The sequence below is a fragment of the Streptomyces sp. NPDC034049 genome (assembly GCF_055575575.1).
The window spans coordinates 256,856-280,075 of the sequence record NZ_JBVISJ010000009.1 but is presented as its reverse complement, the minus strand read 5'-3'; the positions used below and the strand labels follow the sequence as shown (position 1 = coordinate 280,075).

The 23,220-nt window shown below is 71.3% G+C and carries 19 protein-coding genes and 1 pseudogene; 10 read left to right on the top strand and 10 right to left on the bottom strand.

Going from position 1 to position 23,220, the window contains the following annotated elements:
- Positions 1-24: 24 nt before the first annotated feature.
- The 8 genes from ACZ52C_RS26190 to ACZ52C_RS26155 all read right to left on the bottom strand — a co-directional run bounded on the left by ACZ52C_RS26190 (position 25) and on the right by ACZ52C_RS26155 (position 9,201).
- Positions 25-1,326: an alpha/beta fold hydrolase gene (locus ACZ52C_RS26190; RefSeq protein WP_469077166.1), complete on the bottom strand. Its 1,302-nt coding sequence runs from the start codon at positions 1,324-1,326 to the stop codon at positions 25-27.
- Between the two features lie 146 nt (positions 1,327-1,472).
- Positions 1,473-2,498, bottom strand: coding sequence for a LacI family DNA-binding transcriptional regulator (locus ACZ52C_RS26185; RefSeq protein ID WP_469077042.1), 1,026 nt, complete (start codon positions 2,496-2,498; stop codon positions 1,473-1,475).
- 114 nt (positions 2,499-2,612) lie between these two features.
- Positions 2,613-4,037, bottom strand: coding sequence for a BNR repeat-containing protein (locus tag ACZ52C_RS26180; protein ID WP_469077041.1), 1,425 nt, complete (start codon positions 4,035-4,037; stop codon positions 2,613-2,615).
- A 79-nt stretch (positions 4,038-4,116) separates the two neighbouring features.
- Complete coding sequence (locus tag ACZ52C_RS26175) at positions 4,117-4,437, bottom strand: L-rhamnose mutarotase (protein ID WP_030043960.1); 321 nt, start codon at positions 4,435-4,437, stop codon at positions 4,117-4,119.
- 52 nt (positions 4,438-4,489) lie between these two features.
- On the bottom strand, positions 4,490-5,572 hold the full coding sequence (gene rhaS / locus ACZ52C_RS26170; RefSeq protein WP_469077040.1) for a rhamnose ABC transporter substrate-binding protein: 1,083 nt from the start codon (positions 5,570-5,572) through the stop codon (positions 4,490-4,492).
- Between the two features lie 68 nt (positions 5,573-5,640).
- Entirely contained in the window at positions 5,641-6,654 is a 1,014-nt protein-coding gene (locus tag ACZ52C_RS26165; RefSeq protein WP_469077039.1) for an ABC transporter permease, read from the bottom strand.
- Complete coding sequence (locus ACZ52C_RS26160) at positions 6,647-7,687, bottom strand: ABC transporter permease (RefSeq protein ID WP_469077038.1); 1,041 nt, start codon at positions 7,685-7,687, stop codon at positions 6,647-6,649. Before ACZ52C_RS26160 ends, ACZ52C_RS26165 begins: the two co-directional genes overlap by 8 nt.
- A complete protein-coding gene (locus ACZ52C_RS26155; RefSeq protein WP_469077037.1) occupies positions 7,684-9,201 on the bottom strand; it encodes a sugar ABC transporter ATP-binding protein in 1,518 nt (505 codons plus the stop codon). The genes ACZ52C_RS26160 and ACZ52C_RS26155 overlap by 4 nt, the downstream gene beginning before the upstream one ends.
- 258 nt (positions 9,202-9,459) lie before the next feature.
- Between ACZ52C_RS26155 and rhaI the strand changes: the two genes are divergently transcribed.
- From rhaI to ACZ52C_RS26125, 6 genes are all read left to right on the top strand, one after another.
- Entirely contained in the window at positions 9,460-10,620 is a 1,161-nt protein-coding gene (gene rhaI, locus ACZ52C_RS26150) for an L-rhamnose isomerase (protein WP_469077036.1), read from the top strand.
- A gap of 280 nt (positions 10,621-10,900) precedes the next feature.
- Positions 10,901-12,940, top strand: coding sequence for a bifunctional aldolase/short-chain dehydrogenase (locus ACZ52C_RS26145; protein WP_469077035.1), 2,040 nt, complete (start codon positions 10,901-10,903; stop codon positions 12,938-12,940).
- A complete protein-coding gene (locus ACZ52C_RS26140) occupies positions 12,937-14,415 on the top strand; it encodes a rhamnulokinase (protein WP_469077034.1) in 1,479 nt (492 codons plus the stop codon). The genes ACZ52C_RS26145 and ACZ52C_RS26140 overlap by 4 nt, the downstream gene beginning before the upstream one ends.
- A 148-nt stretch (positions 14,416-14,563) precedes the next feature.
- Positions 14,564-15,319 (top strand): (Fe-S)-binding protein, encoded by a 756-nt coding sequence (locus ACZ52C_RS26135; RefSeq protein ID WP_392312387.1) that lies wholly within the window; start codon positions 14,564-14,566, stop codon positions 15,317-15,319.
- The gene (locus ACZ52C_RS26130) at positions 15,316-16,794 is read left to right on the top strand and encodes a LutB/LldF family L-lactate oxidation iron-sulfur protein (protein ID WP_469077033.1); all 1,479 of its coding nucleotides are present in this window, start codon (positions 15,316-15,318) and stop codon (positions 16,792-16,794) included. The genes ACZ52C_RS26135 and ACZ52C_RS26130 overlap by 4 nt, the downstream gene beginning before the upstream one ends.
- Positions 16,791-17,450: a LutC/YkgG family protein gene (locus ACZ52C_RS26125; RefSeq protein WP_469077032.1), complete on the top strand. Its 660-nt coding sequence runs from the start codon at positions 16,791-16,793 to the stop codon at positions 17,448-17,450. The genes ACZ52C_RS26130 and ACZ52C_RS26125 overlap by 4 nt, the downstream gene beginning before the upstream one ends.
- Here the strand turns inward: ACZ52C_RS26125 and ACZ52C_RS26120 are convergent.
- Positions 17,447-18,154 (bottom strand): UdgX family uracil-DNA binding protein, encoded by a 708-nt coding sequence (locus ACZ52C_RS26120; protein ID WP_469077031.1) that lies wholly within the window; start codon positions 18,152-18,154, stop codon positions 17,447-17,449. The genes ACZ52C_RS26125 and ACZ52C_RS26120 overlap by 4 nt on opposite strands.
- 110 nt (positions 18,155-18,264) lie before the next feature.
- Here ACZ52C_RS26120 and ACZ52C_RS26115 point away from each other — a divergent pair, with 110 nt between their 5' ends.
- The 4 genes and pseudogenes from ACZ52C_RS26115 to ACZ52C_RS26100 form a co-directional block, all read left to right on the top strand.
- The gene (locus tag ACZ52C_RS26115) at positions 18,265-19,170 is read left to right on the top strand and encodes an EamA family transporter (protein WP_469077030.1); all 906 of its coding nucleotides are present in this window, start codon (positions 18,265-18,267) and stop codon (positions 19,168-19,170) included.
- A 100-nt stretch (positions 19,171-19,270) separates the two neighbouring features.
- Positions 19,271-19,714 carry a Fur family transcriptional regulator gene (locus ACZ52C_RS26110; protein WP_469077029.1) on the top strand — a complete coding sequence of 148 codons (444 nt, stop codon included), beginning with the start codon at positions 19,271-19,273 and terminating at the stop codon, positions 19,712-19,714.
- 24 nt (positions 19,715-19,738) lie between these two features.
- A complete protein-coding gene (gene katG, locus ACZ52C_RS26105) occupies positions 19,739-21,952 on the top strand; it encodes a catalase/peroxidase HPI (RefSeq protein WP_469077028.1) in 2,214 nt (737 codons plus the stop codon).
- Positions 21,953-22,153: 201 nt separating this feature from the next.
- Positions 22,154-22,477, top strand: a pseudogene (locus ACZ52C_RS26100) (molybdopterin dinucleotide binding domain-containing protein); the annotation flags it as partial.
- Here ACZ52C_RS26100 and ACZ52C_RS26095 read toward each other — a convergent pair.
- Positions 22,419-23,216: an SDR family oxidoreductase gene (locus ACZ52C_RS26095; RefSeq protein ID WP_469077027.1), complete on the bottom strand. Its 798-nt coding sequence runs from the start codon at positions 23,214-23,216 to the stop codon at positions 22,419-22,421. The pseudogene ACZ52C_RS26100 and the gene ACZ52C_RS26095 overlap by 59 nt on opposite strands.
- Positions 23,217-23,220: the final 4 nt, after the last annotated feature.

Here is a 23,220-nt window from a genome sequence, read left to right as displayed (position 1 = left end):
CGGGCCCCGGTCCCGCGCCGGTGATCACGCCTCGTCGCGCGTCAGCGCCAGCAACCGGTCCAGCACCCTCGGGCCCCCGGCGCGTACGCCGTCGTGCTCGTACTCGTCCGTGACCCAGGTGCGCAGGCCCCGGATCGAGCGGGCCGTCCTGAGGGAGTGGGCGGTGTCGACGTACATGTCGTCGTGGTAGATCGCGGCGGCGACCGGGACCTCGTTGACGGCGAGGCGGGCCGGGTCGTACAGCGGGGCCCAGTCGGTGCGGGCGGCCAGTTCCTCGGCGGTGTCGCGCAGGGGACGCAGGGCCGGGTCGGTGGCGAAGGTCCAGGGGTGGACGGACTCCCCCGTGAAGAGGACCGGCCCGTCGCCGGTGAGCGTCTTGGCGGCGTCGAACTGCGGGAACTCCGCGCGCACCCGCTCGGCGGACCAGGCGGTGGGCCGCTCGCCCTGGCCGTAGCAGGCCTCGTGGACGAGGGCGTACAGGGGGTGCCCGGCGAAGGAGAGCAGGCTCTGGACCGTCTCCTGGAACGCGTCGGAGAGCTCGGGGCCCTGCGGGGTGCGCACGAAGGCGTCCTCCAGCAGGTGGTGCAGCCGGTGGCTGCCGTCGCCGCGGCCGAGGAGGATGCCGAGGGACTGGAAGGCCTCGACGGTGAGCCGGTAGCCGCCGTGCAGCACGGGCTCGTGTTCGAGGAGGTGCTCGGCGATCCGGCGGGCCCGCTCGACGTCCTGGGGGTAGCGGGCGTAGTGCGCGGCGACCTTGCGCTCGATGCGCGGGTAGGCGGCGCGGTAGACGTCGTCGGCGTGACCGTCCAGCGTGGGCAGGCCGCCGGTGATGACGGCGGTGCTCAGGCCCTCGGGGGCGATCGAGAGGTAGGTGACCGTGCAGAAGCCGCCGAAGCTCTGGCCGAGGACGGCCCAGGGGGCGCCGCCGGTGACCTCGGGGCGGATGGCCTCGCAGTCGCGGACGATGGAGTCGGCGCGGAAGCGGGCCAGGTAGTCGGCCTGTTCGGCGGGGCCGCCGCGCGCGGGGAGGGTCTGGCGGTTGGCGGGGGTGGAGGCGCCGGTGCCGCGCTGGTCCAGGAGCAGCACCCGGTACTCCCGCAGGGCCCGGTCCAGCCAGGCCTCACGGCCGACGAAACGGTTCGCCCCGAAGCCGGGGCCGCCCTGCAGATAGACCAGCCAGGGCAGTTCGGCGTCCGCCTTGTCGCTCGCGACGACCTCGCGCGCGTAGAGCTCGATCCGCTCCCCCGCCGGGTCGTCGTGGTCGAGGGGGACGGTGAAGCGACGGTCGGTGAGGACGACACCGGGCTGCCGGTAGCTGACGGACAACAGGGCTCCCTGAGCGGACGGATTCCAGGCCGTGGTCCAGTCCAGCACAGATTCTCCGCCCGGCCGACCCCGTGGATCAAGAAATTCTCACTGAACCGTCGATCAGTACCCCGGCCGCGGTCGGTGGTCGGCCGCTGAACGGGCGCTCAGCGTGCCGAGAGGCTGGAGCGCCGCACCACCAGTTCCGGCTGGAGGACGACCCGCCGGTGCTCGTGCGGGACGGTCGCGGTGTCGGCCTCGGTCTCCTCCAGCAGGAGTTCGGCGGCGAGGGCGCCCATGGTGACGGCGGGCTGCCGTACGGAGGTGAGGGGGACGGCGGCCGCGGCGGCGAACTCGATGTCGTCGTAGCCGACGATGGCGAGATCCTCGGGGACGCTCACCCCGGCCGCGTACATGGCCTGGAGCACGCCGAGGGCGAGCAGGTCGTTGGCGCAGAACACGGCCGTCGGGCGGTCGGCGAGGCCGAGCAGGCGGGCGCCCGCGTCCCGGCCGGCGGCCACGTCGAGGCGGTCGGTGGGCAACTCCCGCAGGGCCTCGGGGCCGAGACTCGCCTCCTGTAGCGCGCCCAGGGCGCCCGTACGGCGGTCACGGACCTGGTTGAGCCCCGCCGGACCGCTGACGTACGCGATGGAGCGGTGGCCCGCGTCCACCAGATGACGTACGGCGAGGGCACCTCCCGCGACGTCGTCGACGGAGACCGAGCACTCGGTGGTGCCCTCGGCGACCCGGTCGACGAGGACGAAGGGGATGCCGTGGCGGCGGAACGCCTCGATGTTGCGTCCCGTGGCGTCGGCGGGGGTCAGCAACACCCCACGCACCCGCTGTTCGGCGAAGAGCGAGAGGTACTCGGACTCCTCTCCGGCGCTCTGCGCGCTGTTGCAGACCATCACGCCGAGCCCGGCGTCGCGCGCGGCCCGCTCGGCACCGCGCGCGACGTCGACGAAGAAGGGGTTGCCCATGTCGAGCACGAGCAGCCCCATGATCCGGCTCCGCCCGGCCCGCAGCTGGCGCGCCGACTCGCTGCGGACATAGCCGAGGCGGTCGATGGCGGCCAGCACGCGGGCGCGGGTGCCGGAGGCGACCGAGTCCGGCCGGTTGATGACGTTCGAGACCGTGCCGACGGAGACTCCGGCGGCGGCGGCGACGTCCTTGATACCCACCGACTGCGACATCGGACGGGGACCTCCAGGAAGGTACGGAGCGGCGGGCATACGTTCACATTACCGTCGGGCCGCCGCGCGAACGGCCCGGTCAGGAGGTGGAACGTCACCCTCGTACAGGGGGTGTCAGGCGGGCAGAGCGAAGTCGATCACGCGGAGCGCCGACGGTGTGGTGCCGCTCGACTTCACCTGGTACATCACGGACAGGACGTTGTCCTGGGCGATCCGGCTCTCGTCGAACACGACCTCGCCGAAGGCGTTCAGCCCGGAACCGTCGAACAGGATCTTCCAGTCGGTGTGCCCGGACGCCGCGGTGGCTCCGGCGATCCGGCCGAACGGGAAGAGCGCGTAGGCGTTGTTGTACTTGTCCATGACCAGTTTGGTGCGCTGGCTGGAGTTCAGCGGCACCGGTATCTCGGTCTTCGCCCAGGCTCCGGAGGAGCTCTTGCGGACGAGGAAGGCCCGGCCGTTGGCGGTGCGGTCGGCGACGTAGTTCGTGGTGCACTGGCCGAAGCGGCCGGGCACATAGCTGATGATCGCGTGCGGTCGGCCGGCGGAGTCGGTCCACTGGCTCTCCTGGTTCATCAGGGAGTGGTCCGGGTTGAGCGCGTCCACGACGAGGCCTGCGTCGGTGACGGAGACCTTGTCGGAGCCGCCGGTGGTGCCGACCACGGCGCCCGCGTTGTTGCGCCAGGTGCGGCCGAGGTCGTCCGAGTAGACGTAGCCGGTGTCGTGGTTGGTGATGCCGCCGCTGTTGCACATGACGGCGCCGTTCTGCTCGCGCCACGTGAACATGGCGTGCAGGCGCCCGTTGCGGTCGTAGTCGATGCCGTGCAGATACATGTTGCGGGCCGTCGAGGAGCCGTGCTCGCTGGTGTAGGTGCCGGTGGAGGACGTCCACTCACCGAGGTTGGTCCAGGAGGTGCCGTTGTACTCGGCGAGGGCGTTGCGGCCGTTGCCGGAGATGCCGGCGCGGTAGCTCAGCTGGAGCTTGCCGTCGGGCATCGAGACGAACTGCGGGTAGGTGAACTGCGAGGTGAGGGCGAGGCCGTCGAGGGTGGACTGCGGGGCGCCGAAGCGGCTGGTGGTCCAGCTCAGGCCGGCCGGGTCGTCCATGAGGCCGGCGACGGACTTGACGTAGGTGAAGCCGTCGCTGTGCGAGTCCATGTTGAGGTGGAGGCGGCCGTCGACCTTGGAGACGCCCATGGAGATCACGTTGTGGGAGTCGTTGTAGCGCAGCGTGTGGCCGACCTTGACGGTGGACCAGGTGCCGGAGCCGAGGACCCTGCGGCCGACGACGGCGTTGCGGTCGGCGGTGTACCAGACGGCGTACTGGTAGCCCTTGTAGGTGAGCAGGGCGTTCTTCTGGAACGCGTTGTTGTTGACCAGTCCGTCGTAGGACACGAAGTAGATGGCCTGGCTGTCGAGCAGGGTGTTGCCGGTCTGGGTGACCGACGGTCCGGGGTCGGCGGCGCGGGCGGTGGCGGCGCCGAGGGCGGGGGTCACCACGGCACCGGCGAGTGCGGCACCGAGCAGCGTACGTCTCTTCATCTCGGGGACTCCGTCGTCGAACGAGAAGGGGAACGGGGGGTACGGGTACGGGAGGGGGTCGGGCGAGGGGTGAACGGGTTCAGGCGAGGTGGAAGACCTCGGTGAGCGGCTTCATGGCCTCGTCGGGCCGGGCGCCGTCGAGGGACTCGAAGAACGGCGCCATCTCCTTCTGCCAGCGGGCGTTGACCTCGGCGGCCTCCATGCCGGCCAGCGCGGCCTGGAAGTCCTCGGTCTCCAGGTAGCCGACCAGCAGGCCGTCGTCGCGCAGGAAGAGGGAGTAGTTGTGCCAGCCGGTGGCCGAGAGTGCTTCGAGCATCTCCGGCCACACGGCGGCGTGCCGCTCGCGGTACTCGTCGATCCGGTCCTGACGGACCTTGAGGAGGAAGCAGACGCGCTGCATGAGATACCGCTCCTGGGGTGTGAGGGGGGTGGCTGTAACTCGTCCGCGGGGATCAGAAGTCGAACTTGTCGATGTTCTCCTTGTTGAACACGGTGGGCTTGCCGAGGCTGATGACGCCGTCCTTGCCGATGGTGTACTCGCCCATGTCACCGGCGGTGAAGGTCTCGCCCTCCTTGCCGGTGATCTGGCCGGAGACCAGCGCGACCGAGGTACGGGCGGCCAGCTCGCCGAGCTTCGCCGGGTCCCACAGCTCGAACGCCTCGACGGTGCCGTTCTTGACGTACTTGCGCATGTCGTTGGGGGTGCCGAGGCCGGTCAGCATGACCTTGCCCTTGTACTTGGAGCCCGACAGGTACTGGGCGGCGGCCTTGATGCCGACCGTGGTCGGGGAGATGATCCCCTTCAGGTTCGGGTACTCCTGGAGCAGGCCCTGGGTCTGCTGGAAGGACTTCTGGGCGTCGTCGTCACCGTAGGCGACCTTGACGAGCTTGATGTCCTTGTACTTGGGGTCCTTGAGTTCGTCCTTCATGAACTCGATCCAGGTGTTCTGGTTGGTCGCGGTCTGCGCGGCCGAGAGGATCGCGATCTCGCCCTTGTAGTCGATCTGCTCGGCGAGCAGCTGGACCTCGGTGCGGCCCAGGTCCTCGGCGCTGGCCTGCGAGACGAAGGCGTTGCGGCACTCCGGCTTGGTGTCGGAGTCGTAGGTGACGACCTTGATGTCGTTGCTCATGGCCTGCTTGAGCGCGGTGCACAGGGCGCCCGGGTCCTGCGCGGAGACGGCCATGGCGTCGACCTGCTGCTGGGTGAGCGTGTTGACGTAACTGACCTGGCCGGAGGTGTCCGTGGCGCTGGACGGGCCGACCTCCTTGTAGCTGGAGCCCAGCTCCTTCAGGGCCGCCTCGCCGCCCTTGTCGGCGGAGGTGAAGTACGGGTTGTTGACCTGCTTCGGCAGGAAGCCGACGGTCAGGCCCTTCTTCAGTTCGGCGTCGGGGTCGGCCTTGCCGGTGGCCGCGGCGGAGGCGGAGTCGTCCTTGACGTCGCTCTTGGTGGTGCCGCCGCAGGCGGTGACGCCGAGGGCGAAGGAGGTGACGGCGGCGAGCGCCGCACAGGAGCGACGAAGGGTGGCCTTGCGCATGAGGGGTCCTTTGATACGGAGGGGCGGACGGGTGGCGGTGTACGGGACGGCGGTGGGGGCCCAGCCGTTCAGGGGGCTGGAGTGGGCGCCTTGGTGACCGGCGCGGGGGCGGCTCTGCGGCCGGCCCTGGCGACGGAGATCTGGCGTGCGACCCGGGGGCCGAGCACGGAGAGGACGAGCAGGACGCCGGTGACGACGATCTGCGACTGGGCGGAGACGTCCTGGAGGCTCATGACGTTCTGCAGGGTGCCGAGGAGGAACACGCCGGCGATCGCGCCGCCTAGCGTTCCCTTGCCGCCGTCGAAGTCGATACCGCCGAGCAGGACGGCGGCGACGACCGAGAGTTCGAGCCCGGTGGCGTTGTCGTAGCGGGCGCTGGCGTAGTGCAGGGCCCAGAAGATGCCGGTGAGGGAGGCCATCAGGCCGGTCACCGTGAAGAGGATCAGCTTCTGCCGCTTGACCCGGATGCCGGCGAACCGGGCGGCCTCCTCGCTCGCTCCGGTCGCGAAGACCGAGCGGCCGAAGGGGGTGGCGTGCAGGGCGATCACGGCGATCACCAGCAGGACCAGGAAGGGGACGAAGGCCTGCGGGACGAAGCTGTCGCCGATCCGGCCGGCCGCGAAGTCCAGGTACTGGGTGGGGAAGTCGGTGACCGCGTCGGAGCCGAGGACGATCTGCGCGATGCCCCGGTAGGCGGCGAGCGTGCCGATGGTGACGGCGAGGGAGGACAGACCGAGCTTGGTGACCAGCAGGCCGTTGATCAGTCCGCAGACCACGCCGAGGGCCAGACAGATCGGGATGATCGTCTCGATGGTCATGCCCTGGTTCCACAGGGCGCCCATCACCGCGCCGGAGAGACCGGCGGTGGAGGCGACCGAGAGGTCGATCTCGCCGGAGACCACGAGGAGGGTCATCGGCAGGGCGACCAGCGCGATCGGCAGGGTGTTGCCGATCAGGAAGGACAGGTTGAGCGCGTTGCCGAAGCCGTCGACGGTGGTGAAGGACAGCAGGAGCACGACGATGAGGAGGGCGCCGACGACCGTGTCCCAGCGGACGGCGCGCGACAGCGTGGAGTCAGCCATGGCGGGCGTTCCTCTTCTTCAGTGCGGTCGCCACGCGCACCGCGACCACGCGGTCCACGGCGATGGCGAGGATGAGCAGGATGCCGTTGATGGCGAGCACCCACACCGAGCTGACGCCGAGGGCGGGCAGCACGCTGTTGATGGAGGTCAGCAGCAGGGCACCGAGCGCCGCGCCGTAGACACTGCCGGAGCCGCCGGTGAAGACGACACCGCCGACCACGACCGCGCTGACGACGGTGAGTTCGTAGCCGTTGCCGGTGCTGGAGTCGACGTTGCCGAAGCGGGCCAGGTAGAGCGCGCCGGCGAGGCCGGCGAGGGCGCCGCAGAAGGTGTACGCCAGCAGGATCCGCTTGCGGACCGGGATGCCGGCCAGGCGGGCGGCCTCCGGGTTGGAGCCGAGCGCGTACAGCTCGCGTCCGCTGCCGAAGTGCTTCAGGTAGTACGCCGTGGCCACCAGGACCACCAGCGCGATCAGGGCGAGGTAGGGCACCGCGGAGATGCCGCCGGAGCCGAAGTCGATGAAGTCGTCCGGGAGGCCGGAGGCGACGATCTGGCGGGAGCCGACCCAGATGGAGTCGATGCCGCGGATGATGTAGAGCGTGCCGAGGGTGACGACGAGGGCGGGCACCTGGCCGAGGCTGACCAGCAGTCCGTTCAGCAGGCCGAAGCCGATACCCATCAGGACCGCCAGCAGGACGGCCACGACCGCGTTGCCGCCGCCCTGGAGGTACGAACCGGCGGCGAAGGCGCTGATACCGAGGATGGAGCCGACCGAGAGGTCGACGTTGCGGGTGATGACGACCAGTGACTGGCCGACGGCGACCAGCACCAGGATGGTCGCGTTGAGCAGCAGGTCCTTGATGCCCTGTTCGGTGAGGAACTCGCTGTTGCCCAGCTGGGTGACGACGATCATCACCAGGAAGACGACCAGGATGGCGAGTTCGCGCATCTTGAAGACGCGGTCCACGAGCCGGGTGCCGCTGGACTTGGGCACCTCGGCGACGGGGGTGTTCTGAGGGGTGGTCACCGTCATGCGGCGGCCCTCCCGGTGGCTGCGGCCATCACGGATTCCTCGGTGGCTTCGGAGCGAGGGATCTCGGCGGTGAGCCGGCCCTCGTGCATCACGAGCACGCGGTCGGCCATGCCGAGGATCTCGGGCAGGTCGGAGGAGATCATCAGCACGGCCACGCCGTCGGCGGCCAACTCGCTGAGCAGGCGGTGCACTTCGGCCTTCGTGCCGACGTCGATGCCGCGGGTGGGCTCGTCGACGATCAGCACCTTCGGGCCGGTGGCGAGCCACTTGGCGAGGACGACCTTCTGCTGGTTGCCGCCGGACAGGGTGTTGACGGTGTCGGCGATCCGGGCGTACTTCACCTGGAGCTTGACGGCCCAGTCGAGGGAGCGGCTGCGCTCGGCGCCCCGGTCCATGAGGCCGGCCCGCACGGTCGTACGGAGTCCGGTGAGGCCGATGTTGCGCTCGATGGACATGTCCATCACCAGGCCCTGAGCGCGGCGGTCCTCGGGGACCAGGGCGAGCCCGGCGGCCATCGCGGTGGAGGGGGCGCCGTTGGTGAGGGCCCTGCCGTCGAGGGTGACCTCGCCGGCGTCCCAGCGGTCGATGCCGAAGACGGCGCGCGCCACCTCCGTACGGCCGGCGCCGACGAGGCCGGCCAGGCCGACGATCTCGCCCCGGCGAACGTCGAAGGAGACATCGGTGAAGACGCCCTCGCGGGTCAGCCGACGCACGCTGAGCGCGACCTCGCCCGGCTCGACCTCCTGCTTCGGGTAGAGCTCGTCCAGGTCGCGGCCGACCATGCGGCGGACCAGGTCGTCCTCGGTCATGCCGTCGATCGGTTCGCTGGAGATCCAGGCCCCGTCGCGCAGCGTGGTGACGCGCTGGCAGATCTGGAAGATCTCCTCCAGGCGGTGGGAGATGAAGAGGACGGCCGAGCCCTGCTCGCGCAGGGTGCGGACGACGCCGAAGAGCCGGGCCACCTCGCTGCCGGTGAGGGCCGCCGTGGGCTCGTCCATGATCAGGACGCGGGCGTCGAAGGAGAGCGCCTTGGCGATCTCGACGATCTGCTGGTCGGCGATGGACAGGCCGCGTGCCGGGCGGTCGGGGTCGAGTTCGACACCGAGCCGCTGCATCAGCGCGAGGGTGGCCGCGTGGGTGGCCCTGTGGTCGATGCGGCCGAGGGCGCGCCGCGGCTGGCGGCCCATGAAGATGTTTTCGGCGATCGAGAGGTCGGGGAAGAGCGTGGGCTCCTGGTAGATCACGGCGATGCCCGCGTCGCGGGCGTCGGCCGGGCCGTGGAACACGGTGGGCTCGCCGTCCAGGAGCACCTGACCGGAGTCCGGTCGGTGCACCCCGGCGAGGCTCTTGATGAGGGTCGACTTGCCCGCGCCGTTCTCTCCGGCGAGTGCGTGCACCTCGCCCGGGAACAGTTCCAGGGACACGTCCCGCAGGGCGCGTACGGCGCCGAAGGACTTGGAGACGCCCTTCAGAGCGAGAACGGGGGCCGGACCCTTGTCGGACCGGTGGGTCATGAGGGCTCCTCGACGACGGCCGGTGGCTAGCGGAGAAGCTGCCTCACTGCGTCGTGAAAGGTTTCAACTGGGTTGCCGGGACGTTAGGCACCCCGCCCAGGTCACGTCAATGGGTCTCGGTCGAAATTTTTTCGATAGGAGAGGTCGCGGCCAGGTCACGGAAAGCCGACTTGACCTGGGGGGTTGACAGCCCGGCATGGCGCTCATAGTTTCCGGTGCTGAATCGTTTCAGACATCAAAGCCGGTAGGAGCCCTGACGTGACCGAGCTCGCCGCGGTGAAGGCCGCCCTCAAGACCCAGGCCGTCGAGACGCCGTCGTGGGCGTACGGAAACTCCGGAACCCGTTTCAAGGTGTTCGCCCAACAGGGTGTCCCGCGCGACCCCTGGGAGAAGCTGGACGACGCCGGCAAGGTCCACGAGTTCACGGGCGTGGCGCCGACCGTGGCGCTGCACATCCCCTGGGACAGGGTGGAGGACTACGCGGCTCTCGCAAAGCACGCCGAGGAGCGGGGCGTGAAGCTGGGCGCCATCAACTCCAACACCTTCCAGGACGACGACTACAAGCTGGGCAGCATCTGCCACCCGGACGCGGCGGTCCGCCGCAAGGCCGTCGACCATCTGCTGGAGTGCGTCGACATCATGGACGCGACCGGGTCGCGCGATCTGAAGCTGTGGTTCGCGGACGGGACGAACTATCCCGGCCAGGACGACATCCGGGAGCGCCAGGACCGGCTGGCCGAGGGCCTCGCCGAGGTCTACGAGCGGCTCGGGAACGACCAGCGGATGCTGCTGGAGTACAAGTTCTTCGAGCCGGCGTTCTACACGACCGACGTACCAGACTGGGGCACCGCCTACGCCCACTGCCTGAAGCTCGGCCCGAAGGCGCAGGTCGTGGTCGACACCGGGCACCACGCGCCGGGCACCAACATCGAGTTCATCGTGGCGACGCTGCTGCGGGAGGGGAAGCTCGGCGCGTTCGACTTCAACTCGCGCTTCTACGCCGACGACGACCTGATGGTGGGCGCGGCCGACCCGTTCCAGCTGTTCCGGATCATGTACGAGGTCGTGCGCGGCGGCGGGTTCACCCCCGAGGTCGCGTTCATGCTCGACCAGTGCCACAACATCGAGGCGAAGATCCCGGCGATCATCCGGTCCGTGATGAACGTCCAGGAGGCCACGGCGAAGGCGCTGCTGGTGGACGGGGACGCGTTGCGCTCCGCTCAGCGGGCCGGGGACGTGCTGGAGGCCAACGCGGTCGTGATGGACGCGTACAACACGGATGTGCGGCCGTTGCTCCGTGAGGTGCGGGAGGAGATGGGGCTGGACCCCGAGCCGCTGAAGGCGTACCGGGCGTCCGGGTGGGCGGCGAGGATCGTCGAGGAGCGGGTGGGAGGGGAGCAGGCCGGGTGGGGCGCCTGATCTCCGGGGCCCGTCTGCCTGTTCTTGTTCGTCGTGGGCTGCGGGCCGTGCGTGGCTGGTCGCGCAGTTCCCCGCGCCCCTGAAAAGCAGGGGCTGCGCCCCGCGCTTCTCAGGCCCGCAGGGCCGTGCTCTTCCAGGCCCGCAGGGCCTGGTCTTTCAAGGGCGCGGGGAACTGCGCGAGAAGCCCCGCGTACCCGCACCCGGCGACGTGCCCCCGAGCCCCGAGCTGAACCCCGTACCCAGAACCCCGTACTCATCTCACCGTAAGGATTGACCGCACATGGCAACCCATCCCGAAGCCGCAGCTCTGCTCGCCCGGTCCCGGCGGCTCGGCGCCGATGCCCGGAACACCAACTACGCCGGCGGCAACGCCTCCGCCAAGGGCACCGACACCGACCCCGTCACCGGCGGTGACGTGGAGCTGATGTGGGTGAAGGGGTCCGGCGGCGACCTGGGCACCCTGACCGAGGCCGGGCTCGCCGTGCTGCGGCTGGACCGGATGCGGGCGCTCGTCGACGTCTACCCCGGGGTCGAGCGCGAGGACGAGATGGTGGCCGCGTTCGACTACTGCCTGCACGGCAAGGGCGGGGCCGCGCCGTCGATCGACACCGCGATGCACGGGCTGGTCGACGCCGCGCACGTGGACCATCTGCACCCCGACTCCGGGATCGCGCTCGCCTGCGCGGCCGACGGGGAGAAGCTGACCGCCGAGTGTTTCGGGGACAGCGTGGTCTGGGTGCCGTGGCGGCGGCCCGGCTTCCAGCTGGGGCTGGACATCGCCGCCGTGAAGCGGGAGAACCCGCGGGCCGTCGGCTGTGTGCTCGGCGGGCACGGGATCACCGCCTGGGGCGACACCGCCGAGGAGTGCGAGAAGAACTCGCTGCACATCATCCGCACGGCCGAGGCGTTCCTGGCGGAGAAGGGGAAGGCGGAGCCCTTCGGGAGCGTCATCGAGGGGTACGAGGCCCTCGACGCCGCCGCGCGCCGTGAGCGGGCCGCCGCGCTCGCCCCGTACGTCCGGGCCGTCGCCTCGCAGGACCGGGCGCAGGTCGGGCACTTCACCGACTCGGACGTCGTGCTCGACTTCCTGGCGCGGGCCGAGCACCCGCGGCTCGCCGCCCTCGGGACCTCCTGCCCCGACCACTTCCTGCGCACCAAGGTCCGGCCGCTCGTGCTCGACCTGCCGCCGACCGCCGACCTCGACACGGCGATCGCCCGGCTGAAGGAGCTGCACGCCGAGTACCGCGAGGAGTACGCCGCCTACTACCAGCGGCACGCCGAGCCCGACTCCCCCGCGATGCGCGGCGCCGACCCGGCGATCGTGCTGATCCCGGGCGTGGGCATGTTCAGCTTCGGCAAGGACAAGCAGACCGCGCGGGTGGCCGGCGAGTTCTACGTCAACGCGATCAACGTGATGCGGGGCGCCGAGGCGGTGTCGACGTACGCGCCGATCGAGGAGTCGGAGAAGTTCCGCATCGAGTACTGGGCGCTGGAGGAGGCCAAGCTCCAGCGGATGCCGAAGCCCAAGCCGCTGGCGACCCGGGTGGCGCTGGTGACCGGAGCGGGCAGCGGGATCGGCAAGGCCATCGCGCACCGGCTGGTGGCCGAGGGTGCCTGTGTCGTCGTCGCCGACCTCAACGCGGAGAACGCCGCCGCCGTCGCCGAGGAGCTGGGCGGGGCGGACAAGGCCGTCGCCGTGACCGTCGACGTGACGGACGAGCAGCGGATCGGGGAGGCCTTCAAGGCCGCCGCGCTCGCCTTCGGCGGGGTCGACCTCGTCGTCAACAACGCGGGCATCTCGATCTCCAAGCCGCTGCTGGAGACCTCGGCCAGGGACTGGGACCTCCAGCACGACATCATGGCCCGCGGCTCGTTCCTCGTCTCGCGCGAGGCGGCCCGCGTGATGATCGCGCAGGGCCTGGGCGGCGACATCGTCTACATCGCCTCGAAGAACGCCGTCTTCGCCGGACCCAACAACATCGCCTACTCCGCCACCAAGGCCGACCAGGCCCACCAGGTGCGGCTGCTCGCCGCCGAGCTGGGTGAGCACGGCATCCGCGTCAACGGCGTCAACCCCGACGGTGTGGTGCGTGGTTCGGGGATCTTCGCGGCAGGCTGGGGCGCGCAGCGCGCGGCGACCTACGGGATCGAGGAGGAGAAGCTCGGCGAGTTCTACGCCCAGCGGACCATCCTCAAGCGCGAGGTGCTCCCCGAGCACGTGGCGAACGCGGTGTTCGCGCTGACCGGCGGGGAGCTGACACACACCACGGGGCTGCACGTCCCGGTCGACGCCGGCGTGGCCGCCGCCTTCCTCCGATGAGCGCGCCTGTGACCGGCGGGTCCGTGAAGTCGTACGCGGCGGTCGACCTCGGTGCGTCCAGCGGGCGTGTCATGGTCGGCCGCGCGGGACGGGACTCGCTGGAACTGGTCGAGGCGCACCGGTTCCCCAACCGGCCGGTGCGCACCCCCGAGGGGCTGCGCTGGGACGTGCTGTCGCTGTACGCGGGGGTGCTCGACGGGCTGAAGGCGGCCGGTGCCCTCGGTGGCGGGCGGGTCGACTCCGTCGGGATCGACAGCTGGGCCGTCGACTACGGGCTGCTGGACGCGGACGGCGCCCTGCTGGGCAATCCGGTGCACTACCGGGACGCCCGGACCGAGGGTGTCGCGGAGAAGGTGTGGACGACCATGCCCGCCGCCGAGCTGTACGCGGCGACCGGGTTGCAGTACGCGCCCTTCAACACGCTGTACCAGCTGGTCGCCGCCCGGTCGTCCGCCCAGTTCGCCCATGCCGAGCGGTTGCTGCTGATCCCCGACCTGCTGACGTACTGGCTGACCGGGGAGCAGGGCACCGAGCTGACCAACGCCTCCACCACGCAGCTGATCGACCCGCGGACCCGTGCGTGGTCGCGGGAGGTCGCGGACCGGCTGGGCATCGACCTCGGTCTGTTCGCCCCGCTGCGGCAGCCCGGTGACCCGGCGGGCCTGCTGCGGCCCGAGGTCCTGGAGGCCGCCGGCCTGTCCGGTCCGGTCCCGGTGACGGCGGTCGGGTCGCACGACACCGCCTCGGCGGTGGCGGCCGTGCCGGCGACCGGGGAACGGTTCGCGTACATCTGCACCGGGACCTGGTCGCTGGCCGGTCTGGAACTCGAGACCCCGGTGCTGACCGAGGCGAGCCGGGCGGCCAACTTCACCAATGAGCTGGGGCTCGACGGCACGGTCCGTTACCTCCGGAACATCATGGGGCTGTGGCTGCTGCAGGAGTGCGTACGGGCGTGGGGGGACCCGGATCTCGGAGAACTGCTGCGGGCCGCCGCCGCGGTGCCCGCGCTGCGGTCGGTGGTGGACGCCGGGGACTCGGCGTTCCTCGCGCCCGGCCGGATGCCCGAGCGGATCGCCGAGGCGTGCCGGGAGTCGGGGCAACCCGTCCCGGAGACGCCCGCCGAGATCACCCGGTGCATCCTGGACTCGCTCGCCCTCGCCCACCGGCGGGCCGTCGACGAGGCCCAGGCGCTGGCCGACCACCCCGTCGACGTCGTCCACGTCGTGGGCGGCGGTACCCGCAACGCGCTGCTCTGCCAGCTCACCGCCGACGCCTGCGGGCTGCCGGTGGTGGCGGGCCCCGCGGAGGCGGCGGCCCTCGGCAACGTCCTCGTCCAGGCCCGCACCCACGGCCTGGTCGGCGACCGGGCCTCGATGCGGCGACTCCTCGTCCGTACCCAGCCGCTGGTGCGGTACGAGCCGCAGAGCGACCCGGCGGCCTGGCGCGCGGCGGAGGCCCGGCTCGCCGGGAGGTGAGCGGGGGTCTCCCCCGGCGGGACGCCCCCGCCGACGGTCGTCGCGCGGGACCGTCCGCCCCCGACGATCGTCGCGCGGGACCCCTCGCTCTTCGCGTACGCGCGTCGTACTCTGCACTCATCCGATGACCGACCCCCAAGGAGCCGCGATGCGTGTCGCTCTGTTCCTGACCTGTGTCAACGACACGCTCTATCCCGACACCGGCAGGGCCGTGGTGAAACTGCTGACCAGGCTGGGTGTCGACGTCGACTTCCCGATGGGTCAGACGTGCTGTGGACAGGCGCACTACAACACCGGATACCGTCACGAGGCCGAGCCACTGGCCCGGAAGTTCTCCGATGTATTCCGGGAGTACGAGGCGATCGTGACGCCGTCCGGCTCATGCGGGGCGATGGTGCGGGAGCTGTACCCGCGGATGGGCGAGCGGGCGCGGGCGGAGGGACGCGGGGACGGTCTGGCGCGGACGCTGGCGCCGGTCGTGCCGAAGACGTACGAGCTGACCGAGTTCCTGGTGGACGTGCTGGGCGTGACGGACGTCGGCGCGTACTACCCGCACAAGGTGACCTACCACCCGACCTGTCACGGGCTGCGGAGCCTCGGCCTCGGTGAGCGGCCCCGGCGGCTGCTCCAGGCCGTGAAGGGGCTGGAGCTGGTGGAGTTGCCGGGGGCCGACGAGTGCTGCGGCTTCGGCGGTACGTTCGCCGTGAAGAACTCCGACGTCTCGGCGGCGATGGGCGCGGACAAGGTGCGCAACGCCGAGTCGACGGGCGCCGAGGTGCTGTGCGCGGCCGACAACTCGTGCCTGATGCACATCGGCGGCACGATGACGCGGCTGCGGACGGCCGTCAGGCCCGTCCACATCGCGGAGATCCTGGCGAGCACGGAAGAGGAGCCGCTGGTATGAGCGGGACGTATCTCGGGATGCCGGCGTTCCCGAAGGCCGCGCACGAGGCCGTCCACAACACGACCCTGCGCGGGAACCTGCGCCACGCCACCCACACCATCCGCGCCAAACGCGCGAACGCGGTCGCGGAGGTGTCCGACTGGGCGGAGCTGCGCGAGGCGGGCAAGCAGATCAAGGACCACACGCTCCGTCATCTCGACCGCTATCTCGTGCAGCTGGAGGAGTCGGTGACGGCGGCGGGCGGCACGGTCCACTGGGCCGCCGACGCGGACGAGGCCAACCGGATCGTCACCTATCTCGTCAAGGCGACCGGCGAGAGCGAGGTCGTCAAGGTCAAGTCGATGGCCACGCAGGAGATCGGGCTGAACGAGGCACTGGAGGCCGAGGGCATCCACGCCTACGAGACCGATCTCGCCGAACTCATCGTGCAGTTGGGCAAGGACCGGCCCTCGCACATCCTGGTCCCGGCGATCCACCGCAACCGGGGCGAGATCCGGGACATCTTCGCGCGCGAGATGAGCGAGTGGGGGCGCCCGGCCCCCGAGGGCCTCACCGACACGCCCGCCGAGCTGGCGGAGGCCGCGCGGCTGCATCTGCGGGAGAAGTTCCTGCGGGCCAAGGTCGGTGTCTCCGGCGCCAACTTCATGGTCGCGGAGACCGGCACGCTGGTGGTCGTGGAGTCCGAGGGCAACGGCCGGATGTGCCTCACCCTCCCCGAGACGCTGATCTCGGTCGTCGGCATCGAGAAGATCGTGCCGACCTGGCAGGACCTGGAGGTGTTCCTCCAGACCCTCCCCCGCTCCTCCACCGCCGAGCGGATGAACCCGTACACCTCCACCTGGACGGGCACCGCCGACGAGGACGGGCCGCAGACGTTCCACCTGGTCCTCATCGACAACGGCCGCACCGACACGCTCGCCGACGAGGTCGGCCGCCAGGCCCTGCGCTGCATCCGCTGCTCGGCCTGTCTCAACGTCTGCCCGGTGTACGAGCGGGCGGGCGGCCACGCGTACGGGTCGGTGTACCCCGGCCCGATCGGCGCCATCCTCAGCCCACAGCTCCGGGGCACGGGAAGCGAGATCGACTCCTCGCTGCCGTACGCCTCCTCGCTGTGCGGCGCCTGCTACGAGGTGTGCCCGGTCGCCATCGACATCCCCGAGGTGCTGGTGCATCTGCGGGAGCGGGTCGCGCAGGGCGGGCCGGTGACGGAGAACGGCAACAAGGTCGTCCTCAAGCCCGCGAAGGGGCACGCGGCCGAGCGGGCGGCGATGCGGGCGGCGCGGTGGGCGTTCGGCCACCCCGGCGCGCTGCGCACCGGGCAGCGGCTGGCGTCCCGCACGCGGCGCTTCCATCCGCGCACGCTGCCGGGCCCCGGCAGGGCGTGGAGCGCCAGCCGCGATCTTCCGGCGCTGCCCCCCGAGCCGTTCCGCGACTGGTGGCAGCGGACCGACGGCGGAAAGGACACGGGCAAGTGAGCAGCAGGGATCTGATCCTGGGCCGGGTGCGGCGCGCCCTCGCCGACGTACGCCAGGACGACACTCCGTACGAGCAGGCCTTTCAGCGGTCCTATCTCCGTGAGCACGGCGGGCTGGGCCCCGCCGAGACGGTGGAGTTGCTGGCGGAGAACCTGGCGGACTACCGGGCGCTCGTGCACCGCACGGACGCGGACGGGCTCGCGGAGGTGATCGCCGGACTGTTGCGCACGCACGGCTCGAAGACGGTGTTGGTGCCGTCGGCGCTGCGCGAGGAGTGGCTGTCGGCGACCGACCTGACACGGGTGCCGGACCGGGCCGAGAGCACCGCGCACGAGCTGGACCGGGTCGACAGCGTCGTCACCGCCTGCGCGCTCGCGATCGCCGAGACCGGCACGATCGTGCTGGACGGCTCCCCCGACCAGGGCCGCCGGCGGATCACCCTGGTGCCCGACCACCACATCTGCGTCGTCCGCGTACCGGACCAGGTCGTGTCGTCGGTGCCGCAGGCCCTCGAACTCCTCGACCCGACCCGCCCGTTGACGTGGATCTCGGGCCCGTCCGCCACCAGCGACATCGAACTGGACCGGGTGGAGGGGGTGCACGGCCCGCGCACCCTGGAGGTGGTGCTGGTGACCGGGGGCGACGGCCGGGGCTAGCGTCGAGATCGCGGTTCGCTCTCCGCCAACGCCTCGGCGGCCACCCTGAGGTCGGACACCAGGCCCGCGTACGCGGCGTCGCGGTCGTCGGCGCGGAGTACGGCGGAGGGGTGCAGGGTGGCGACGACGTACGCCCCCTCCGCTTCCCCGGCGGGCAGGGGCAGCAGCGTCCCGCGGTCCTTGGTGACCCGGAAGGAGCCGCCGAGCAGGGCCTTGCCGGCGGTGGCGCCGAGGGCCACCACGATCTCGGGCCGGACCAGGCGGAGTTCGGCGAGCAGCCAGGGGCGGCAGGCAGCGACCTCGCGCAGGTCGGGCGCCTTGTGGATACGGCGTTTGCCGCCGCCCGGGGGCCGGGTGAACTTGAAGTGCTTGACCGCGTTGGTCACATAGGTCGTGTCCCAGTCGATGCCGGCCTCGTCCAGAGCGCGCCGCAGCAGCCGCCCGGCGGGGCCGACGAAGGGCTCGCCCTGCCTGTCCTCCTGGTCCCCCGGCTGCTCACCGACGAGGAGGAGCCGGGCGGATCCGTCCCCCTTGCCGAAGACGGTCTGCGTGGCGTCCTCGTGCAGGGGGCAGCCCCGGCAGTCGGCCGCGGCCCGGCGGTGGGCGGGGAGGCCGCCGCGGCTCGGCAGGAACGGCTCGGCGTCATAGCCCCGCGGCTCCGGGGAGGGGGCTTTCGTGGGGCTCGCGTGCTCGATGGGGCTCATCCGGGGACACCTCCCGCGTCGGGGGTCGTGCACCGCTCGGGGCCGCTTCCGGGTACCCCGTCCCACCCCGATGCACCATGGATCGGCTCCTGCGGGGCACCCACGGACGAATGGCCGCCTTTCTCGCGCTCGCGTCCGCCGCGCTGTACGGCATCGTCGACTTCGCCGGCGGGCTGCTGTCCCGCCGGGTGCACTTCGCCGTGGTCACGCTGCTCGGCCAGACGGGCGGCCTGCTCCTGGCACTGGTGGTGGCGCTCGCGGTGCCGGCGCCGGACGTGCGGGTCGTGGATGTGACGTGGGGCGCCCTCTCCGGCCTCGGGAGCGCGGTGGCGATGACGTATCTGAACCGGGGTCTGAGCCGGGGCGGCATGACCGTGGTGGTGCCGGTCAGCGCGCTCACCGGGGTCGCGCTGTCCGTGCTGTGCGGTGTCCTCCTCCTCGGCGACCGGCCCGCCTGTGCGGCCTGGCTGGGCATCTGCCTCACGGTGCCCGCGCTGTGGCTGGTGTCGTACGGCGGCGGGCCCGACAGCCGGGCGGAGCCGGCCGGGGTCCGGCACGGTGACACCTCCACGACGCGGGCCGGGAACGGCGGGGTGCCCGGGTTCCGGGCGGGCGCGGCCCTGGACGGGCTGCTCGCCAGTGTGGGTGTCGCGGTGCAGTACCTCGGGCTGGCCCAGGCCGGTGCGGGCAGCGGGGTGTGGCCGGTGGTCGCGGGGCGGGCGGCGGCGGTGGCCCTGCTCGCACCGGGGCTGTGGCGGCGGGCGGGACGGTTCCGGCAGCCGGTGACGGTGTGGGCGTCGGCCGCCGCGATCGGCGCGGGGGCCGCGCTCGCGTTGATCCTCTACCTCTGGGCGGCCCAGCGGCAGTTGGTCTCTGTTGTGGTCGTCCTGGCCTCCCTGTACCCGGCCGTCCCCACAGTCCTCGGCCTGACCCTGCTCCACGAACGGGTGAACTTCCGGCAGACGGCGGGGCTCGTCGGAGCGTTGATCGCGATCCTGCTGCTCACCTTGGGCTGATCCCATGGGGCGATGTCGTCGCCCAGCCGCAGAGCCACCCCAAAACTTGCACAGTTCGTTTTCTTGAACTGTTCGTGTTTATAGGGGTAGGTTGGTCGCCATGACCGCATCCCAGCCCCCGAACACCGCCGAGGAGCTGCGCGGTGCCGGCCTGCGGGTGACGGCCGCGCGCGTGGCGCTGCTGGAGACCGTCCGGGGCGGCGACCACCTCGGCGTCGAAGCGATCGCCTCGGGCGTGCGCGACCGTGTGGGCCACATCTCGCTCCAGGCCGTGTACGAAGCGCTGAACGCGCTCGCCGGCGCGGGACTCGTGCGCCGCCTCGAACCACCCGGCAGCCCGGCCCTGTACGAGGGCCGTGTCGGGGACAACCACCACCACCTCGTATGCCGCAGTTGCGGTGTCGTGGTCGACGTCGACTGCGCGGTCGGGCACGCCCCGTGCCTGACCGCCTCCGACGACCGCGGCTTCGCGATCGACGAGGCCGAGGTCATCTACTGGGGCCTGTGCCCCCCGTGTTCCGAAGCCAGCAGTTCAGCACCGTGATCCACCAGTTCCGGAAGGACACCCATGACTGAGAACCACGACGCGATCGTCACGGACGCGAAGCCCGAGGGGGCGGGAGGCTGCCCCGTCGCCCACGGGCGCGCCGCGCACCCGACCCAGGGCGGCGGGAACCGTCAGTGGTGGCCGGAGCGGCTCAACCTGAAGATCCTCGCCAAGGACCCCGTCGTCGCGAACCCCCTCGGTGAGACGTTCGACTACGCCGAGGCGTTCAACAACCTCGACCTCGCGGCCGTGAAACAGGACATCGCCGAGGTGCTGACCACCTCGCAGGACTGGTGGCCCGCCGACTTCGGCAACTACGGCCCGCTGATGGTCCGTATGGCCTGGCACAGCGCCGGCACCTACCGCATCCACGACGGCCGCGGCGGTGGCGGCCGTGGCCAGCAGCGCTTCGCGCCGCTGAACAGCTGGCCGGACAACGGCAACCTGGACAAGGCCCGCCGTCTGCTGTGGCCGGTGAAGAAGAAGTACGGCCAGTCCATCTCCTGGGCCGACCTCATGATCCTCACCGGCAACGTCGCCCTGGAGCAGATGGGCTTCGAGACCTTCGGCTTCGCCGGCGGCCGCGCCGACGTCTGGGAGGCCGACGAGGACGTCTACTGGGGCCCCGAGACCACCTGGCTGGACGACCAGCGCTACACCGGCGACCGCGAGCTGGAGAACCCGCTCGGCGCCGTCCAGATGGGCCTGATCTACGTCAACCCGGAGGGCCCGAACGGCAACCCGGACCCGCTCGCCGCGGCCCGCGACATCCGTGAGACCTTCCGCCGCATGGCGATGAACGACGAGGAGACCGTCGCCCTCATCGCCGGTGGCCACACCTTCGGCAAGACCCACGGCGCCGGCCCCGCAGACAACGTGGGCGACGACCCCGAGGCCGCCACCATGGAGCAGCAGGGCCTCGGCTGGAAGTCCACCTACGGCACGGGCAAGGGCGGCGACGCCATCACCTCCGGCCTGGAGGTCACCTGGACCACCAAGCCGACCCAGTGGAGCAACGACTTCTTCGACATCCTCTTCGGCTACGAGTGGGAGCTCACCCAGAGCCCCGCCGGCGCCAACCAGTGGGTGGCCAAGGACGCGCAGGCGATCATCCCCGACGCCCACAGCGACGCCAAGAAGCTCCCCACGATGCTCACCACCGACCTCTCGCTGCGCTTCGACCCGATCTACGGCGAGATCTCCAAGCGCTTCCACGAGAACCCCGACCAGTTCGCGGACGCCTTCGCCCGCGCCTGGTTCAAGCTGACCCACCGTGACATGGGCCCGAAGTCGCTGTACCTCGGCCCGGAGGTCCCGGCGGAGACCCTGATCTGGCAGGACCCGCTGCCGGAGGCCGAGGGCGAGGTCATCGACGCGGCCGACATCGCGGCGCTCAAGAGCAAGCTGCTCGCCTCGGGTCTGTCCGTCTCGCAGCTGGTGTCCACCGCGTGGGCGTCGGCCTCCACCTTCCGCTCCAGCGACAAGCGCGGCGGCGCCAACGGTGCCCGGATCCGCCTGGAGCCCCAGCGCGGCTGGGAGGTCAACAACCCGGACGACCTGCGTCACGTCCTGAGCGTCCTGGAGGGCGTGCAGGCGGAGTTCAACTCCGGCGCCAAGAAGGTCTCCCTGGCCGACCTGATCGTCCTCGGCGGTGCCGCCGCGGTCGAGAAGGCCGCCAAGGACGCCGGCTACGCGGTCGAGGTCCCCTTCACCCCGGGCCGGGTGGACGCGACCGAGGAGCACACGGACGCCGAGTCGTTCGCCGCGCTGGAGCCGGCGGCCGACGGCTTCCGCAACTACCAGGGCAAGGGCAACCGCCTGCCCGCCGAGTACCTGCTGATCGACCGGGCGAACCTGCTCTCGCTGAGCGCCCCCGAGCTGACGGTCCTCGTCGGTGGTCTGCGCGTCCTGGGCGCCAACCACGCCCAGTCCACCCACGGCGTCTTCACCGACACCCCGGGCGTGCTCACCAACGACTTCTTCGTCAACCTGCTCGACCTGGGCACGACGTGGAAGTCCACCTCCGCCGACCAGACCCTCTTCGAGGGCCGTGACGCGGACACCGGCGAGGTCAAGTGGACCGGCACCCGTGCCGACCTCGTCTTCGGCTCCAACTCCGAGCTGCGCGCCCTCGCCGAGGTCTACGCGAGCGACGACGCCAAGGAGAAGTTCGTGAAGGACTTCGTCGCGGCTTGGGCCAAGGTCGCCGACCTGGACCGGTTCGACCTGGTCTGAGACCCGCATCGGTCGGCCTGTCCGATCGACCCGGTCACGGCGGCCGGGCCGACCCCTCACGGGGTCGGCCCGGCCGTTGCCGTGTCGGCGGTCCTCCGTCAGCCGACGCCGCGGCCGGGTACCCGCCCCGGTTGCGGAGCGCGCGGTTCCGCGTGGTGACGGCGGTCGCCGGGAGGCGGGCATGGTGACGTGGCGAAGGAGCCGGAGGTGTGGGTGGAGGCCTCGGCGGCCGACGCGCGACGGCTCGGGCTCGGCGAGGGCGAGCCGGTGGAGGTGCGCACCCGGCGGGGTGCCCTGCGCGGGCGGCTATGGCTGACGGACGTACGCCCCGGTGTGCTGTTCGTGCCGTTCCACTACGGCTGCTGGGACACCCCGTCCGGGGTGGGTCCCGAGGAGAAGTCACCGCCCCGGGCGGCGAACGAGACCACCCTCACCGCCTGGGATCCCGCCTCGAAGCAGCCGCTGTTCAAGACGGCCGCGGCGGCTCTGACGCCGGTCGGCCCCCGGTCCGCGCCGACACCGTAGGGGCGATGACGAGTTCCTCGACGACCGTGCGCGCGGGGAGCGTGGCGCACAGCAGTACGGCGCGGGCCACGTCCTCCGGTCGCACCATGGCGGCGCGTCGCTCCGCGCTCGGTGGTTCCGGGCGGCTGTCCAGGACCGAGGTGTCGACCTCGCCCGGGAGGACGCAGGTGGCACGGACGAGGTCGTCGCGGTAGGTGTTGCGCAGGTAGGTCATGAAGTTGCGCACGCCCGCCTTGGCCGCGCCGTACGGGGCTCCCCCGAGGGGCGTCGGCCGTACGGCGGCGAGCGAGGAGATCGTGATGATCGAGCCGCCTCCGCGCTCCAGCATGTCCGGGAGGACGGCCCGGACCAGCAGATAGACCGCGGTGAGGTTGACGTCGACCACGGCGTGCCACTCGTCCTCGCCGAGCCGGCGGACGTCGCCGACCCGGCCGGCCACCCCCGCGTTGTTGACGAGGACGTCGACGGGGCCCGCCGTGTCCCGGGTCCAGCGGATCAGCTCCGCCACGTCGTCGGCGTCCTCGACATGGGTCGGGCGGGCGAGCGCCGTGCCCCCGGCGTCGGTGACGGCGACGGCCACCTCGTCCAGGAGGTGGGGCCGCCGTCCGGCGAGGACCACCGTCGCGCCCTCCTCGGCGAGCATCAGGGCCGTCGCCCGGCCGATGCCGGTGCCGGCCCCGGTGACCAGTGCGGTCTTCCCGTCGAGCGCGTGCGTCCGGTGTCCCTCGCGGTGTCCCATGCCC